The sequence below is a fragment of the Desulfovibrionales bacterium genome (genome assembly GCA_028715605.1).
Classification (GTDB): Bacteria; Desulfobacterota; QYQD01; order QYQD01; family QYQD01; genus QYQD01.
Genome location: JAQURM010000003.1, coordinates 117,404 through 134,483, shown reverse-complemented (window position 1 = coordinate 134,483; position 17,080 = coordinate 117,404). Strand labels below are relative to the sequence as shown.

At 50.6% G+C, this 17,080-nt stretch carries 18 protein-coding genes; 7 read left to right on the top strand and 11 right to left on the bottom strand.

Going from position 1 to position 17,080, the window contains the following annotated elements; all coding sequences use genetic code 11:
* Positions 1-41 precede the first annotated feature (41 nt).
* The 9 genes from PHT49_05170 to PHT49_05130 all read right to left on the bottom strand — a co-directional run bounded on the left by PHT49_05170 (position 42) and on the right by PHT49_05130 (position 8,275).
* The gene (locus PHT49_05170) at positions 42-1,235 is read right to left on the bottom strand and encodes a hypothetical protein (protein ID MDD5451266.1); all 1,194 of its coding nucleotides are present in this window, start codon (positions 1,233-1,235) and stop codon (positions 42-44) included.
* 38 nt (positions 1,236-1,273) lie between these two features.
* Positions 1,274-3,610, bottom strand: coding sequence for a hypothetical protein (locus tag PHT49_05165; GenBank protein MDD5451265.1), 2,337 nt, complete (start codon positions 3,608-3,610; stop codon positions 1,274-1,276).
* Positions 3,611-3,623: 13 nt separating this feature from the next.
* A complete protein-coding gene (locus tag PHT49_05160) occupies positions 3,624-4,145 on the bottom strand; it encodes a phage tail protein (protein MDD5451264.1) in 522 nt (173 codons plus the stop codon).
* Positions 4,146-4,257: 112 nt separating this feature from the next.
* Positions 4,258-4,977, bottom strand: a complete 720-nt coding sequence (locus PHT49_05155; GenBank protein ID MDD5451263.1) for a peptidoglycan-binding protein — start codon at positions 4,975-4,977, stop codon at positions 4,258-4,260.
* Positions 4,978-5,087: 110 nt separating this feature from the next.
* Positions 5,088-5,897 carry a hypothetical protein gene (locus PHT49_05150; GenBank protein MDD5451262.1) on the bottom strand — a complete coding sequence of 270 codons (810 nt, stop codon included), beginning with the start codon at positions 5,895-5,897 and terminating at the stop codon, positions 5,088-5,090.
* Positions 5,898-5,911: 14 nt separating this feature from the next.
* Complete coding sequence (locus PHT49_05145) at positions 5,912-6,241, bottom strand: hypothetical protein (protein ID MDD5451261.1); 330 nt, start codon at positions 6,239-6,241, stop codon at positions 5,912-5,914.
* A gap of 48 nt (positions 6,242-6,289) precedes the next feature.
* Entirely contained in the window at positions 6,290-6,751 is a 462-nt protein-coding gene (locus PHT49_05140) for a hypothetical protein (protein ID MDD5451260.1), read from the bottom strand.
* 29 nt (positions 6,752-6,780) lie between these two features.
* Positions 6,781-7,488: a hypothetical protein gene (locus tag PHT49_05135; protein ID MDD5451259.1), complete on the bottom strand. Its 708-nt coding sequence runs from the start codon at positions 7,486-7,488 to the stop codon at positions 6,781-6,783.
* 10 nt (positions 7,489-7,498) lie between these two features.
* Positions 7,499-8,275 carry a hypothetical protein gene (locus tag PHT49_05130; protein ID MDD5451258.1) on the bottom strand — a complete coding sequence of 259 codons (777 nt, stop codon included), beginning with the start codon at positions 8,273-8,275 and terminating at the stop codon, positions 7,499-7,501.
* A 430-nt stretch (positions 8,276-8,705) separates the two neighbouring features.
* Between PHT49_05130 and PHT49_05125 the strand changes: the two genes are divergently transcribed.
* On the top strand, positions 8,706-8,993 hold the full coding sequence (locus tag PHT49_05125; GenBank protein MDD5451257.1) for a GYD domain-containing protein: 288 nt from the start codon (positions 8,706-8,708) through the stop codon (positions 8,991-8,993).
* 268 nt (positions 8,994-9,261) lie between these two features.
* Here PHT49_05125 and trmFO read toward each other — a convergent pair whose 3' ends face one another.
* Both trmFO and PHT49_05115 read right to left on the bottom strand, forming a co-directional pair.
* A complete protein-coding gene (gene trmFO, locus PHT49_05120) occupies positions 9,262-10,593 on the bottom strand; it encodes a methylenetetrahydrofolate--tRNA-(uracil(54)-C(5))-methyltransferase (FADH(2)-oxidizing) TrmFO (GenBank protein ID MDD5451256.1) in 1,332 nt (443 codons plus the stop codon).
* A gap of 431 nt (positions 10,594-11,024) precedes the next feature.
* Positions 11,025-11,606, bottom strand: coding sequence for an SEC59/DGK1/VTE5 family protein (locus PHT49_05115; GenBank protein ID MDD5451255.1), 582 nt, complete (start codon positions 11,604-11,606; stop codon positions 11,025-11,027).
* A 160-nt stretch (positions 11,607-11,766) separates the two neighbouring features.
* Here PHT49_05115 and PHT49_05110 point away from each other — a divergent pair, with 160 nt between their 5' ends.
* From PHT49_05110 to PHT49_05085, 6 genes are all read left to right on the top strand, one after another.
* A complete protein-coding gene (locus tag PHT49_05110) occupies positions 11,767-12,990 on the top strand; it encodes a PAS domain-containing sensor histidine kinase (protein ID MDD5451254.1) in 1,224 nt (407 codons plus the stop codon).
* 338 nt (positions 12,991-13,328) lie between these two features.
* The gene (locus PHT49_05105) at positions 13,329-14,375 is read left to right on the top strand and encodes a DUF933 domain-containing protein (protein MDD5451253.1); all 1,047 of its coding nucleotides are present in this window, start codon (positions 13,329-13,331) and stop codon (positions 14,373-14,375) included.
* A gap of 128 nt (positions 14,376-14,503) precedes the next feature.
* Positions 14,504-14,704 (top strand): twin-arginine translocase TatA/TatE family subunit, encoded by a 201-nt coding sequence (gene tatA / locus PHT49_05100; protein MDD5451252.1) that lies wholly within the window; start codon positions 14,504-14,506, stop codon positions 14,702-14,704.
* Between the two features lie 31 nt (positions 14,705-14,735).
* Positions 14,736-15,038, top strand: coding sequence for a twin-arginine translocase TatA/TatE family subunit (locus PHT49_05095; GenBank protein ID MDD5451251.1), 303 nt, complete (start codon positions 14,736-14,738; stop codon positions 15,036-15,038).
* Between the two features lie 127 nt (positions 15,039-15,165).
* On the top strand, positions 15,166-16,077 hold the full coding sequence (locus tag PHT49_05090; protein MDD5451250.1) for a sugar phosphate nucleotidyltransferase: 912 nt from the start codon (positions 15,166-15,168) through the stop codon (positions 16,075-16,077).
* 3 nt (positions 16,078-16,080) lie between these two features.
* Entirely contained in the window at positions 16,081-17,079 is a 999-nt protein-coding gene (locus PHT49_05085; GenBank protein MDD5451249.1) for a phosphotransferase, read from the top strand.
* Position 17,080: the final 1 nt, after the last annotated feature.

The window sequence follows — 17,080 nt, the reverse complement described above, 5'->3', positions numbered from 1 at the left end:
TATCTTCAAGCGCTTCCGGCAACCCCATAATCATAGTTTTTTTAATCTCCCAGTGGAAGCGGAGTCAGCTTCTCAAATACCTTGCCCTCCTGGGTGATATAGAGAGTGACTCTGTCCACCATAACCTCCCATAAGGGCATAAACCGGCTTTGGGTCTGCTCCGAAGGTTGAAACATGAGCTGGGCCTGAACTCTTAGCCGCTTATCCTTGCAGGCGCACAGGTAGTTGCGGGCAATCCGTATGGCCTGATCCCTGGAGAGGTACTTGAGAGGTCTTTGAAAGACACCCACCTCCTGAAAACTCCCATCGTACGCATTTACAAGGATCGCTCCCTGGCTTAGTTCCCCTTCACTATAGCCCAGGGGGACCAGGAAATACCCCTTGCGTTTTGGATTCACCAGGAGCGGCTGAAGTCCCTTGGTCTGCCGCAGTACGGCATAGGGCGCCCGTTTTTCCAGGCGAAGTTCCTTAAACCATCTCATGGCATGCTCTTTGGCGGCGCCCTCAGAGATTATACGTCCTTCTTCCACCTGCCTGGGCGCCTTGGCTACACCCTCTTTGGCGGGCGGTTCAATTACGGCGACATAGTTGCCGTTCCACTTACTGGCCGCGATATTGCCCGGCGTGTACCAGTAATTGGCGTACCAGTTGGCTCCGGTCATTAAGGATCGCACGCCGCCGGAAGAGGCCGTCGGACAGGGAAAGTTTCCAGGATCAACAATCTCGATCGACTGGAGATTTATTGTAGCATTTGTAGTAGGATTCACATCTGTTGTGAAGCCGTCAATCATGACCCAATGCTGAAAGCCATAGACCAATACGGCCGTCGGGAACTGTCGTCTGGTCATCCAATAGCTGACAGAGTACATCAACGACTGGGCATTGGAGTTGGCATAGATATTCCAACTCACCCCGGGGTCCCCGCCAAGCTCCATAAGTGTATCCCTCAGCCCATCAGGGTCTGTGGCCCAGTTTACCGCCAGGTCATCCCTGTGGGCCTGAATCCTGTTCCAGATATGCGTTTGCGTAAATGGATGTTCGGTTCCGCCCGGATATCCTTCCAGGATCATCTGTGTAGTGGCCGCACCACACCAGATATTTGTTTCCTGACAATATGAAGGGACAGTATTTGGGGTTTCCAGGTATACGTCGTGCTGGGCAAAAACACTGCCTGCCATTGCCAGTACCATTAATCCAATGAACACCAGACTTCTTAAAAACCTCGGCTTATGCATAGCTTTTTACCTCCTTCTTATTTGAAATCCTCCGGTTATTATGTCTCATCGCCTGTCTCCGGGGCTAGGGCGAAGGCGCGGACCGCGTCCGCATCATATTCGTCAAGCCGCCGCCAGCCATTGGTGGCCTTGGCATCCACGTTCAGAACCTCGGCAAAGGCGGCCTCCGCACACGGCCCCAGCAGGCGGCCGGTTGGAAAATCATGCTGGAAGTTGCCGTTGCCGTCGCCCGTGTAACTGTGGTCCGACGGAGCCGTGGTCTTATCCGCTACAGAGCCGGCCGCCACCTCGCCACCGACGTTGCTCACCGGAGTGGCGCCGCGTGTGACCGAAAAAGAGAATGTGGCAAAATTGGCCGTATGCACGGCGTGGAAGGCGATGTGCACCGGGGTGGAATCGCCCGGCGTGTAGCGGAGGAATCCGCACACGTCACCTGCCGAAACGCCGCCAATAGTCGGCGCGTCAATGATAGCCGTGCACTTCCGGTTGTCTATGTGCAGATAAAAGACAAAACCATCGCTCTCGATTTCGGCGGCATCAGCCAGCCGGGTCTCGATGGTCACGCCATCATCTGCCACGCCCGTAGGCACAATAAACTGAAAGGTCCCCGGCCCGGAAGTGACACGGTTGCCTGCCTGGTCATAGACCTCCAGCTTTATCTTGTACTTACCGGCCGAGGTGTCCACGCCCCCGGGCAGGCCGGGTGAATTCAGAAAGCCGGTGTAGATGTCGCCGAACCAGTCATCGGTGGGCCAGTAATTGGTGCCACCTGGGATAAAATCGCCACACTCGGATGGATCATGCGGTTTGAAACGGTACAGGTTCTTGCCGTCCACCCCCTTTGGCCCCAGGGTGCAGACCGGGAAGGTAGGCAGCTTTCCCGGCATTTCCTTGACGTAGTGACGCACCACAGGTTCGCTGAAATCGTGCCACTCGGCTTCGCCTTCTTTTTTGTAGCGCCAGCGGTAGTAATACAGGGCAGGGGTGGGAATGCTGCTGGCGTAACCATGACGGAAACCGAGCCAGCCGCCGAACGGGGCATCTACGATGCTTCCGTAATCGGTGAGACCACGCTTAGTGGGATCCGGATCAGCCACATGCCATGTTAGGTTCTTTTGCCAGTTAGGCTTGATCCGATCCAGACTGATGCCGCCCACGGCATAAGGCATCACCCAGAGAGAGACGCCGGCCGGCACTTCTACAGGATCCGTCGGCACGCAGACCCTGGCCGCCGGATCGGTGACCTCAAGGGTTACCTCACTCCCGCATTCGTAGTTCCAGTAGGTGTGACATGCCACCCCCGGGTCGTATAAGGTGTGCAAAGCGCCATCGATACACTGCATCACCTTGAAGTAGAGATCGGGCTTATCACCGCCACAGGGATACGAGACGGTCGTCTGAAAGCGACCCTGTTCATCCGTGCAGGCACACTTGATCAGGTCCGTGTGGAAATAGGAGTAAAGCCATTCCCAGAGACAGGCGAAACGGACCAGTATGTCTGCCTTGGCAACCAGGGCCGACCGCAGTTCAGTGGCGGATACGGCGAGGAGGATTGGTTCAAGCTCCGTCTGTATCTGACTATTTATGGGGGTAATTACTGTTCCCTTTCCAAGGGCCTCAATCGGAGGTTCAGGTTGGGGGTTAATGGCCACGGCTGAGACAGCTTCGAGAGAGGAGATGCCGGACATTTGGGTACGTTCGGGTGGCGGGGGCGGCGGAGACGGCCAAACCCTGGGTTTGTATTCAAACGGCAATTCTTCGGGAGGCCACTGCCTGAAGCGGCGCCACAGATCATCCCTCAGCCGGAAAAGGTCACGCTCCGGCAGACGCGCAATCAATTTAGGAAACTTGTCCACCTCATAGATCTTGACGCAGGCGTGACAGACACCCAGGTCTTTGGTTGTGCCGTCCGGCAGGGCCATGCGTTTGACTACTCTACCCTGCACCGTACATAAACATCGAAGCCACTTTGTCCAGTCATGGGGAAAAACCGCTACACTGAGCACCTCGTGCTCCGTATGCATACGGGCGCGCTTCTCGTATGCCCCCCTCTGTACGAGGACGGCTGACGATGGTACTTCCTTTTGTTCCTTGCCCCTGCGCATCAGTATGGCCATCCAGGATGGCACATCTTCGTCTTCCGCAGCCAGGGGTGGACCGAGAATGGCTCGTACGGTTGTACCTCGCAACCCTATGGGTAGATCCAGCCTGACCTCGGCCTGCTCGCCCTTTGGTAGTTTGGCAGCGGTAAGAAACTGGCCGGTCTGGTCAAAGGCGTAAACCACGACCTCCGGAAGCTCCTTGCCTTTAGCCTGTTCCAGACGCACCTTGACGGTCAGCGTCAACTCATTCTTTTTTTTACCTTTTTCATTCATTTTTTTACCCCCTTCATGGTTCGGTGAATGACGGTTCCATAGGCTCGGTAACTTCGTAATCACGCTCCCAGCCTTCGTGCTGAAGCGTTATGGACTCAAACGCCACGGAGCTGTCGTTGGCATTGAGCTCACTCAAGGCCACGTATTCAGAAGGCCAGCAACGATATACCGTGAAGGCCATAGCAAGCTGCCCGGCCTCATTGTAAAGCTCTATAATTATATCCTTCCGGAAGTCCTTTAGAGAGACTTCCGCCCCTGATCCTGCCCCGGGGTTCCAGACTTTATTGGCCCACTTCTCGAATTCCGGGTCGTGTGTCCGGCCTCTGCCGAGAATAATGGGCTCGTATACGGTTTGTGCCGGCGATTTATGGACGGTATTAGGACTCCCACCCTCGCGGTGGGTCACGACCTCGGTTATCCGCTTAAGGGCGCTTACCTTTGAGACTCCGGCAATATATTTCCCATCCCACTTGATACGGAATTTGAATTGCTTATAAGGATCACACCGGTGTGGATTAACGACAAATTCTGTCATGTTTTCACCTCCTGGAGAGTATTCATTCTTGGGCCTTTCAAAATCTGCGCTCCGCTTTCCCCCGTCATTTTACACCTGCGCCTGGCCGTTCTTTATACCTGCCGTAATCACCCTACCTGTCCATACAGTACTGGAAGTGCATGGCGTCCGGTTTTGACCATCTTCCGCCCCAAATGAAGCCAACGTCCTCAAAGCAGGCGGCGAACTCTTTCGACATTTCGAAGTCTCTTTGCCCAAAGGCATTCCAGGCGGCATTTACATCTATGGCTATGGCCCAGGAGTGGACGGACCAGGTGGACCCGCCCCGTTTCAGTCTGGGGTTAAAACACCCGTCAAAGGTCTTGAGATCATTTGATAAGCCGCGCCCGGCCAGGTTTTTAAAGGCCAGCCGCAATTGCGGAACTATAAGGCGGTGGGTCCGGAACCCGAACCAGTCTGTATGTTCAAATATCCTTATGGTCTCTGTCGCGGTCTTGTAATAGACGTGGCGGAAGGCATCTTTCCATTCCGACAGGTCGCAGCGCACCAGGTTATGTTCAGACCAGCCGGCCAATCTGAAGTCTCCGAAGATATCGAAGCATAATGCCTCAGAAGGCGGTGTATCCAGAGAAGTGGCTGTTTCGGGTATGGCCTCTGCAAACAGGGCCTGCCAGGTCTGATTGCCTACGATACCATCGGCATCTATCTTCTTATCCTGCTGGAATCTTAAAACCGCCTTTTCCGTATTCGGCCCGAAAAAGCCGTCAACCTCCCCGGCTTCATAACCCAGTTCATTAAGTCTTTCCTGTAGGTTTTTTACCAGGCGGCCCTGGCTCCCTCTTTTGAGAAACATATAGCCACCTTTTGACGGAATTTAATACAGCAGCTTAAACCGTTTAAGCTGTTTAAACTGTTTGATCTGTTTGAGCTGCTTGAACTGCTTGAACTGCTTAACAGTCTCCATTACTTCTTTACAGGGGCAGGCGCCTCCTGGTTTTTAAGAAGATCGGTAATCAGGCAGTCCATGCGCGGCCTGTCTCTCGGACTCAGGTAATTCTCCGGGAAAATGACTATCTTTATCTTAGCCCTTTCCCCTTTTAAGTCTATTCCTGCGAGCACTACAGAATATCTCATGGCATTTATAGTACTATTGTCCACATAAGGCATATCGAAGTATGTCACCTCGAATCCGTCTTCATCTTCCGGCAATGTTTTTATGCGAATACGGTCTTCGCTTACCCCTAATAATTCCAATTGCAGCGGTCCGGCGGGAGTAACCTTACCTTTCTCAAGCCAACCCGGCTCCTCCCATACCTCGCCCCCGCTTCCTTCCAGTTCCGCAATCTGGCGGCCGATCGTATCCTTGGCTACTCTCCGGAGTTCCATCCTGTGCAGGCTTGAGGTCAGTTTTCTGGCCAGGTGTTCAAAGAGGGGCTTGACGTTCAGGTATTCCTGAAAATTGAGGGCAATAAGTTTTAAAAATAGGAGTTGGGCCTCTTCGTCTTTTTTTTCAAAATAATGATTCATGAGCTGTTCAAACATCTTGGCCCTCAGGTTGGACTCCGAGGCCTCCCGGTTGCTCATAGTCTGTACAAAAAGCTGGGATTTCCGGTTGATCTCGGCCTCTCTTTCCCGGCTATTGTTTGCCCAGATGCCGTAGAGGGTAATGGCCCCGGAAATGACGGCTATGCCGATTCCCTTTATAACGATATCTGCCTTGTCCCAGGCATCTTTTCTTTTGTCGTTTGTCTTATTATTTTGTTCCTGTGACATAGCCTTGCCTTCGCCTACCAATCAACCTGAAATTTCCACCTGCCGGGTATTTCAACTGCAAATGTCTGTTCGTTGCCTTTCTCAAATATAGTCATTCCATATCTTCCATTGGGTGCGTCTAAGGCAAAAATTCCCCTGCCGTTGGTAAATGTGGTCCTGGATTCGCGGCCAACTAAGCTGATTCTCACGTATTTTTTAAGGTCTCCCTTCCGGCCGATGACTGTCCCTTGTAACTTACCGGCCAGCACTGTGGATGGGAGAAAAAATACCAAGGCGAGAAACAAAACAGCAACACAAGATATTTTTCTGATTTCCAGGTGCCGGAAGGATGTTATTAGATGCATAATCCCCTCCGTAAGATTCGTCAGAGGTCAGATCGAGCCGTGAAACACCTATTCGGACTCTTCCCGGCCCAAGGGGGCAAAAATAATCTCTATCTCACCTACGAGCTGCTGCTTCGGTGGTCCTTCTTCTCCGGCTCCTGCTGTCTCCGCCGCTTTTGGGTGTATTAACTTTACCTTGGTATATAGGCCGCGTTTACCCGGCGCCCCCTTGTCTATGAGAAAACCCTTCCGCCGCGCCAGATTACCTACAATGGTCTTGATGTCAAAGACAGCCGGTTTTTCATCTACCTTATGCTCTTTCTGCTCTGTCTCGAAAATGATGGGGAGCCTGATCCTTACTTTTTCAATTCCCATAACCGCCGGGCTCTTTCCCAATTCTGTGGACTCGCGGCCGGACACCTCGCTTATGTAATCGATGGCGCTCTGGACGTCATGGTGGATAGATAATATCGTCTCCGTCAGAAAAATGTCTCTGGTCTTTGCAGTTATTTTCGTATCTTTGTATGGCATAATCTTATAAGGAGCTGTAAGCGATCAGATTAAGCGCTTATGGTTTTAAATGTTATCTCGACCTCTCCAATAACATCGATCTTGAGAGTTAGAAATTCCGGGGTACGATTACTCACCGGCTTGACCGTCAGTCTGGGCAGGGATAGCTTAGATATAAAGGCCGCAGGCAGTTTGGATTTGGTCTCCTCTCCCTTTTCCATAACGTTAGTCAGATAAAATGAAAGTTTGGTATTGATTTTTCCATGATCAATCATAACCCTGGGTATGCCCTTTTGAAACATGAGGAGAAGGGTGTCCCTATAGCCGGCGGCCAGCATGGATTGGATAATCTCTTTAATATGCGCATAACCAACTTTACTTATTTTAAGATTTCCGGTTTCGCGATCCTTTTCCAAGTCTTTCCCGGTTATACGGTAGCCGGTAAGTATGAATACAGGCGGGTCCTCGGCCTGTTTCTCATCCTGTAGGGTATAAGGGGAGCCTGGATATATAGAGCTTTCGGTCTCTTTGCCCTCCTTAGATGGAAACAAGCGAACAATCTCGGCTCTCAGCATATCTTCGGTAATATAGAGCCTGGCGAAATCCGCCGGTTCCAGGGCTGCGATTTGCTCCATGTCCCTGACCTCTTTCTCCTGTTGAACCAGGGAACGAACCACAGCCTGGAAGGTTTCAGAGATGAGCTGGCCGGTAAACTCGGCAAAACCCACCTCCGCCGGTTTAGTGATGGGGCTTGGCATCGGGATACCCTTACGCCGTCAGAGGCTGATAATCGGTTTTGAAATTAATCTCCACCCGGCCGTAAATCTGTACCCGGCTGCCGGATATATCGCGGTTGGTCTCTTTAGACGTGCTTATATTGACGCTGTTGTACGACGTAGATGCCGAGGCCTTGGCCCACAGACTGACAAGAGATCCGGTCTTGGCCTTGGCGCGGAAGCTGAAGGCATCGCGGTGGTATTTACTCGTTTGCTTTTGATAGAAGGTCGAGCCGTACGTGGTAAAGGTGAGCCGGGTTTCGATTACCCCGTTCTCGACTACCAGCCGGAGGATGCCCATCTTGACCATTTCTTTGAGCATGGTGTATTTGTCGGCAGAAATACGACGGGCTACGGCGTCCAGGATTGACTGATACTTGCTCTTATCGATGTCGCCCTGGCTAATGGCAGGATTATTGGCCTCATCTCCTGCTACAGCCACAGCACTGGTGATAGTGGTGGCTTCCTGTTCGGTAAGTGTGCCCCCCTCTTTCACCTTTGTCCCGGATTCCTCCTCGGCGGCCGGAAGGACTTTGGCCAGAAACTGCAGGATCATCTCCCCGCTTATATCATCTTTGGTGTCGTTGATGAATTGGGTGATGGTTTTTGATACCTGGGTAACCAGTTCAATATATGCCTCTGTTTGACGTATATTGGCGCTTACCAGGGCATCGAAGGTATCTGTAATCAGTTTAGCCGTAAACTCCGGAAATCCAATTTCATTGAGGCGGGCGGCCTCGGTTACTGCTGCACTCGTTCCGTTTGACATTTTTACCTCCTCGGGCCTAAGCCCTTTTTATGTTTTTAAGCCTCACGCAGTTTCGGAGAAAAACAGTTTATCCGGAAGGAACGGGCCGACCCTTCTCTCAGTCGCCGACCCAAGCTCAACAGGGAGTATATATGTGAGATTTGATTTTTTAGAGGGCTGCGGGCTTCCATCCATGGAAATCCTCGTTTGTTAAAAAATAGATTTAGTTGCGTATCCTTTAATTAAAGACTATGAATTTGCATTCAGTTTGTCAAGAAAAATAAAAGTTATTTTTCGCACAGGTCATGCTAACCTTTATCAGGCGACTGATAGCGATCTATACTGCAACGGTCGCTGTGGGATGCTGAAAATAGAATTTCTGTTGACAAGGACCACGCAGATTTGCAATCATAAAATTAAGATAAAAACCTATTTCCGACGGAGGCTTGCCATGGGTATTTATGTGATGCTTAGCAGTTTAACCGGTGAAGGCAGAGAGACCCTCAAAAAACATCCGGAACGAATCAAAGAGGTGAACAAGGAAGTGGAGGCCATGGGCGTAAAAATATTGGCCCAGTATGCCGTGCTCGGCCCCTATGACTTTGTCAATATCCTGGAGGCGCCGGATAATACCACGGTCACCAGGGTTTCCGTGGAGCTTGGGGCCCGGGGCACCATGCAAGGCATGACCTTAGCGGCAATCCCGATTGATGAATTTATCAAGTCACTGAAGGGTTAAAGGATAAAGTTGATGAGCTCGTAAAAAATCAAAGCATGGACGGCACAGTAAAAAACTCCGGTTGTAAGGCGCGCAAATCCTATTATCCGTTGACCGTTATCCGTTGTCCGTCAACAAACCATGCACTTACGGTGAACGGTAAACAGTGAACGGTGAACTATTTCCATAGCTACGCCGCAGTGATCCGCCGGAGGCGGACAACGCAGCAAATGGACTTTTTACGAAGCCGTCAAGGTTCGGCTTCAACGGTTTGGCAATAGAGGCATGTCTATACATCGTGGACAAGCACATCTTTTTCTTTTATCCATATCTCTAGTGCCGCCAGCGCCCTTTCTGCGTAACCCTCTCCACGCTTTTTCTTGGGGATTTTCCCGGAGAGTGGGAGGAAGAGGCCGAAGTTGACATTCATAGGCTGGAATGATTCGGGTTTGCTTTCCGTTATGTGGTTTATCAGCGCCCCGTGGGCTGTAGCATCCGGCGGCGCAATCATTTCCTTACCACCGGCCAGAAGGGCAGCGTTTATCCCGGTTATCAATCCCATGGCAGTAGATTCCACATAGCCTTCCACCCCGGATATCTGACCGGCCAGAAAAATATTTTTATTTTTTTGTAATTGGAGAGTCTTGGTAATAACCACAGGCGCCTTGACAAAGGTGTTGCGGTGGATGCTGCCCAGACGGGCAAACTCTGCCTTTTCCAGGCCGGGTATCATACGGAAGATGCGTTCCTGTTCCGGCCATTTGAGTTTGGTCTGGAACCCAACCATGTTGTAAAGCGTCCCGGCCACATTTTCCTGTCTTAACTGCACCACGGCGTAGGCCTCTTTTCCTGCACGCGGGTCTCTTAATCCTACCGGCTTCATGGGACCGAACCGAAGAGTCTCATCCCCCCGTTCGGCCATGACCTCGATGGGCAGGCACCCCTCAAAATAGACGGGCTTTTCAAACGGTTTCAGAGGCACTTTCTCGGCCTCCTTTAATGCCCGGATAAAATCCTCGTATTGTTTCTCATCCATAGGGCAGTTCAGATAATCTCCCTCGCCCTCTGCATAACGTGAGGCCTTGAAGGCCACATTGAAGTCGATGGAGTCCTTGAAGATAATGGGGGCTATGGCATCGTAGAAATACAGGTAATTTTCGCCGATCAGTTCTCCCAATCTTTTAGATAGCCCCTCCGAGGTCAAGGGGCCGGTAGCAATAATGGTTATGCCCTCTTCCGGAATTTCCGTGACCTCTTCGCGCACTATGGTTATCAAGGGATGGACAGCTATTTTTTGTGTTATGTAAGAAGAAAAGCGCTCCCGGTCAACAGCCAGCGCTTTTCCAGCCGGGACTTTGGTATTATCCGCCGCCTCCATAACGAGAGAACCCATGCGGCGCATCTCTTCCTTGAGCAGGCCCACGGCAGAATCCAGGGCATCGGACCGGAGTGAGTTGCTGCAAACCAGTTCAGCCAGATTTTGAGATTGGTGGGCGGGCGAGAACCTGACCGGTTTCATCTCATGAAGACTGACCCGGATGCCTCTTTTAGCAATCTGGTAGGCGGCTTCGCTTCCGGCCAGCCCGCCGCCGATGATAGTTACGGTTTTGAGATCAGTCATAGCTTAAAAAGTAACATACCAGCCGATATAGGTGCCGTCAACCTAAGATTACGTCTGAAGTTCCCCTGCTTTTTAGGAACCCCGTAACACTTTAGGTGTTTGAAATCGTCCTACATTCAGAAAGACGTTTTAATCTGGAACTCAGGAACTCATGAAGAAAAACGCATTCCTGATTTCCTGATTTCCAGATTTGATATGTTCTTTGCACTTTTTGTCATGCATTTTCAAAACGCTAAATTGTTACGGAACCCCTATGTTTCTGAGCGAAACTTGCTGGAGTAGCGGGGTACCCATCGAGAGAGAGCAGGAAGGGGAAAGCCAGCCCTTTAGTGGCTGGAAGGGGCAAACATTCTCCACCTGCGAGCCTTGAAGGGGTCGCTGTGCAAGCCGTGAAGCGAAGAGACTGGAGGTTCTTAAGATATAGGGAGACTCTAAAAGATCACGTAGGACAGGCCTATGACCAGCGGGACAGTCAGATTGTCATCGATAGGGATAGGGAAAAGCTCGGCCAGAGTTCCAGCCAGGGCGGGTATAAAATGTTTTAAGGGCTCACGGCCGAAATATACGGCCAGAATTATCCAGGCCGAAACGAAGAAGGCCACACTTCCCTCTACAGTCTTATTCCCTATTTTGTGTCTCCCTAAGCGCTGACCGGCTAAAGCAGCCACGGTATCGGATATGGTTTGTACTGCCAGCGCCGCAATAGCGATCTGTTTTGGAAAGAGGATGATAGTCAGGCCGGAACCAATGAGATAGTAAAGACTGGCCGCAGGCCCGCTATATTCCCTGTCGCGTAATAGATTTTTGGCGACCCGCAGGTATATCCTTCCCAGCCATTTTATTTTGAGCTTGGCCAAGTCAATGATTATGAAGGCGGCTGCCATCGGAAAAAAGAGACGCAAAAAAATATTTTCCGGCAGATACATGTAGGCCAAGGGGATGCACAGGCCGCAAAGATGAAAGGCCTTCCTCCAGTATTCGACCGCCGCTATCCGAGATTGCCCGCTTTGCATGATTAACACGTTATCTTTTGAATCTCTTTATTCACCGTATCAAGGGCCATAATAAGAGAAAAAATGCACATTGCCCAAATATTCTTATGAATTCAATTAATAAGGTCGATGGATAATTACATAAAACCTCGTTAAAAGAAAGTGAGAAAGACCAAAGGACATGCTAAACGGATCGCTTGCCGAAATAAGAAAAAAATCCTGGATTAATAATAAAGAGTTCATAGATGATCTTTATCCACCAGAGATCAATCCAGAAATCGATTTTAATAACTTCAGACCTGCATCTGCTCTGGGGGCTGATACATACGAGGTCTTATTCGCACATATCCCCGAGCAGGTCGTCGTGTTAGATCGCAAAGGTAATATCGTCGAAGTCAGCCCTTCTGTGTGCATAGAGCTTGGCTACTCACAGGATGAGATATTAGGTATGCGGTATCGTGATATCGCTGCTTCAGGAGTAGCAAAAATACCTGCCCGCCTTTTTACGAAGGATATAAATGACCAGCCGGTTACCTTTAAAACAGCTTATGTCTGTAAAAATGGCAAAGCAAAACCTGTAGAGGTAAGTTGCCGTGCCATATACTGCCATTCAAAGAAATTCTTCCTGACAGTTGCCAGGGGCATTACAGAGCAACAGAAAAGAGAGACCGGGGTTGAAAAGGCCTATGCAGAAATTCAAACTCTCGATCAAATGAGGAGTCAATACCTGGCCGGCATCGTTCATGATTTGAAGACACCCTTGACGGCGGTCAAAGGCTTTGTCGATATGATGTTGAGTGAGAAAGCAGGTCCGCTTACGGCCAAGCAGGACAAATTCCTGCGGAGTTGTTCCATGGCCATTAGTCGTGAGGCTGAGCTGGTAGAATGCCTTGAGAATTATTCCCGGGCCAAGACTGGAAAGCCGGTTATAAACAAAGGAGAGGTAGATATCAGCGATGTTTTAAGGAAAAGCTTGGCCTGGCTGGAACCCCTCGCCGAACTCAAAAATATAATTATGGAAACAGAGATAGAACACGGCCCCATGATTATACAGGGCGACGCACATCAGTTGAGCAGGGTGTTTAATAACCTTTTTTCCAATGCCGTGAAATACAACCAGCCTGGAGGCAGCGTTAAAATTGAGGCCAGGGCCTATGGTCTGGAAAAGGTGTGTATTTCAGTTAAAGATACGGGTATTGGCATCCCGTCTGAAGAACAGGGAAAGGTCTTTGAGCGATATTACCGGGCCAAATCTTCGCATTCAACTAAGGCCCCGGGTATGGGCATCGGACTCGCAGTAGTCAGGGAAATCATCCAGCTCCACGACGGTGAAATTTTTGTAGATAGTGAACCGGGTCGTGGGTCCACCTTTTATGCTATTTTCAAGCTCCTCCCACCCCCATAACAGCTAACCTTTTAACACTATATATAATGACATCATTGTGTCTCTTCTTCGTAGATTCCATGTCTCGTATACCTTTTCCCGTCACGTCATTGCATTATTCATAAGCAGATGTTATTTATCAGGCTGTCAGCATTCAGCCATCAGCATGATTGTTATCCGTTAACCGTTAGCCGTTTTCCGACATTTTTTTCGGTAAACGGTCAACAGTGAACGGTGGACCGGCTTCATGCCGATAGCTGAATGCTGACAGCTTTTACCAGTGACTAATGACTATTGACTAATGACATTCACTATAGAAGGCGTTATATTTGCAAAAACGAATCAAGAAAGGGCGCTAAATGAAACTGGCTATAATTGGCCTGCCCGGTTCCGGTAAAACCACACTCTTTAATGCCCTGACCAGGGGACACGCGGCGATATCTGCGGGAGGACGATCCAGGGAAGCCAATATCGGTGTGGTAAAGGTGCCGGATGGCCGTGTGGACCTGCTTTCCACTATGTATGAGCCTCAAAAGACTATCTATGCCCACGTTGAGTATGCGGATGTAGGCGGCCTTGACAGCTCCGGCGAAAAGGACAAACCTCTTGACGAAAAACTATGGACTCTTGTGCGGCCGGCAGATGCCATCGTGCTTGTAGCCCGTAACTTTGAGACAGGCGGTATCGCGCCTGCGGCCCGGTCTGATATAGGGAAGGTAGAATCTGAACTTATACTGGCTGACCTTATCGTGGTAGAAAAGAGGCTTGCCAGGATAGAAGAAGACAAAAAAAGGGGACGGAAGATAGACGAAGAAGAGCATAATCTACTTTCCATGTGTCTTACTGCACTGGAAGAGGAAAAACCTCTGCGCTCCCTCAGTGAGGCAGTGTCTTCACCCCTCCTCAGAGGATTTTCCCTCCTTTCGGCAAAACCAATCTTGTGGGTTATCAATAATGGAGAGAAATATCCAAAGGTGGAGATTTCCGGGGCGCCGCCCAACACCATGGTCGCCGAGGTCTGCGGCCAGATCGAAATGGAGCTTGCGCAGTTAAGCCCGGAGGAGTCTGAAGTTTTCCGCGGCGGTCTGGAGGTGGATGCCGAACCGGCATTGCAAAGAATTATACGTTATTCCTATGCCCTTTTGGGACTTATTTCTTTCTTTACCGTAGGAAAGGACGAGGTGCGTGCCTGGACAATTACGAAAGGCACGCCTGCCCGGAAGGCGGCGGGCGTGATACATTCCGATATAGAGAAGGGGTTTATCCGGGCCGAGGTACTGGCGTATGGTGATCTTGTGGAGCACGGTTCCTATGCCCAGGCCCAAAAAAAGGGACTGGCTCGGCTGGAGGGCCGTGACTACATCGTCCAGGACGGCGACATAATAAACTTCCGGTTTAATGTATAGGACGATCGGGTAGTACCAATTAGTCAGCGGGCATAAGCCCGGAGCCTTTTTAATTGACAGCCACAATAAAAGGGTGTTAATAATGATCCAGTACTCTATTATTCAGGCCTCTCGGAGGATTTTCTTTCATGTTCGGATTAGGAATGCCGGAGCTTTTGATTATTCTGGTCATTATTCTGGTTATCTTTGGCGCGGGTAAATTGCCGCAGATAGGGGCTGGCATCGGTAAGGGCATACGAAACTTTCGCAAGAGCATCCGGGGAGAGGAAGAGACCCCGTCCGACCGGTCTAAAATAGAGGGGAAAAATAACCCCCCTTCCGATGATTAGGTGATTCCGGGGGCAAGCCAGGAGGATAGAGATGTTCGGGTTGGGAACTCAGGAACTGGTCATTATCTTAGTAGTGGCCTTTTTTATCTTCGGCGCCAAAAAGCTCCCGGAAATTGGCCGGGATCTGGGGAAAGGGATTCGTTCCTTTAAAAAAGGCCTGAATGATATCGAAGAAGACAGCAAAGGGCTTCTTTCTGAACAAACAGATAATAAGACAAAACAAGATACAACTGCGGTGAGGGACCAGAATCCCCTGGAAAAGGCCGTGGACGATCTCCCTGGAGTGAAGGAAGCCCGTGAGGTAAAGGAGAGTATTGACAAATTAAAGGCTTAACTTCCGGTTAATGGATTCCAACCCCCGCTTTATCCCCGCCATCCTGGTTTTTCTAATAAAATAACTCGAACGTCGAGCGTTAAAGGCTGACTGCTGATAGCTGAAAGCCGATAGCTTAAGAGATAATATGAAGGCCATGATTCTGGCAGCCGGGTTTGGTACACGCTTAAGGCCGCTCACTCTCCTTAAGCCCAAGCCCCTTTTCCCGGTCCTCAATAAACCCCTTCTGGCAGTAATAATTGAGCAGCTCCGGCGTGCCGGGGTGACTGAGATAGAGGTCAATACCCATCACCTGGGCGATCAGATTGCGGCATTCCTTGAAAAACATAATCTCTCAGGAATTACTGCCCACGTCCTTCACGAGGAGGTAATCCTGGGTACGGGCGGCGGCCTTAGAAATGCCGGGCGTTTCCTGGATGACGCGCCCTTCCTGGTAATCAATGGGGATATATTTACCACCATAGACTTAAAGGCGGCCTATAGTTTCCATATCGCTTCAGGCAATACGGCGACCATGGCGCTCCACCACTATCCGAAATACAACAATGTCCTGGTTGACGACCGGGATTATATAAAGGGCTTTAGCTCTCATCCGGATGGCCGGATGGCCTTTACCGGTATCCATGTGATAAATCCGGATGTCCTTTCTCTTATCCCCAAAGGCGTCTATTATGATATACTGGATGCCTATCGCGCCCTTATCTCAAAAGGCGCAAAGCTGGGCGCCTTCAGGGTTAGCGGCCACTATTGGACGGACATCGGAACGACAGAGGCCTATCTATCGCTCCATGGCGATTTATTAAAAGGCCGGGTGAAAGGGATAGATGACCTTCTGCCATGTGACTCCCCCTTTTGTCTGGGGGAGGATGTCTCCATAGGCGAAGGCGTAGAGTTTACAGATTGGGTCTCCCTGGGCGACCGGGTCTCTGTGGAGCCTCATACACACCTGAAACAGTCCGTAGTCTGGGAGGGGGCCAAAGTAAAGGCCGACAGCCGGATTGTCAATGCCGTGGTACACGGCGTCTTTCCACGGGATTAAGCGGTGTTACAGGATATTATAAAACCTTATTTTTCTCTGATTACGGATGGAGGGGTAACGCCGGACCTTATAATGCTCACCGGCGACGGTTCGAGCCGCCCTTTTTATCGTATCTCCGGGTCTAAAGGATCGCTCATAGTTGTCCTGCCTGAGAGTAAAGACCCCCTGCACCTTAAGGAAAGTGAGGCATATCATTACATAGGCCGGCATCTGGCCGCAAAGGGTATCCCCACACCGGTTATCTACGGTTATGACCGGGCCACCGGGGCCATCATCATGGAAGACCTGGGGGATAGGCATCTTGAGCGAGCCGTCAGGGAAGAAAATAATACCGGGGCGACGGAAAGGTGGTATCTGGAGGCCGTGGATATCCTGGTGAACATGCAGATAAGAGGGGCCGAGGGGTTTGATACCCGGTATTGTTTTGATACGCCTGTTTATGACCGGAGGCTTATGTTGGAACGGGAGTCCGGCTATTTCCTGCAGGCCTTCTTACAAGGCTACCTGGGGCTGGAGATCACACGGGATGAACTGGCCCCGGATTTTGAAAGGCTGGCTGACCTGGCCGGTGAACAATCCCCTACCCTCTTTCTGCATCGTGATTTCCAGTCAAGGAATCTCATGGTCTGTAAGGGGAGGCTGCGGTTAATAGACTTCCAGGGCGGACGCCTCGGCCCCCCGGCCTATGACCTGGCCTCTCTTCTCTTCGATCCCTACGTTGACCCGCCGGATGATATGAAAGAGGCATTGTTCGAGACCTATCTTCGCAGGCTGCGGAGGCAGCGCCGGATTAATGAAGAAGACTTCCGGCATCATTTCTGGTATATAGCCCTGCAACGAGCCCTACAGGTGCTGGGGGCCTTTGGTTTTCTGACCCGGGTAAAGGAAAAGCCTTTTTTCGAGCCGTATATCCCGGTGGCTGTAAAGAACTTGAAAAATATCCTGGACCGGGAGATATTTGTTTCTTTCCAGAAACTACGCCGGGTAGTGAGTCATATCTGAT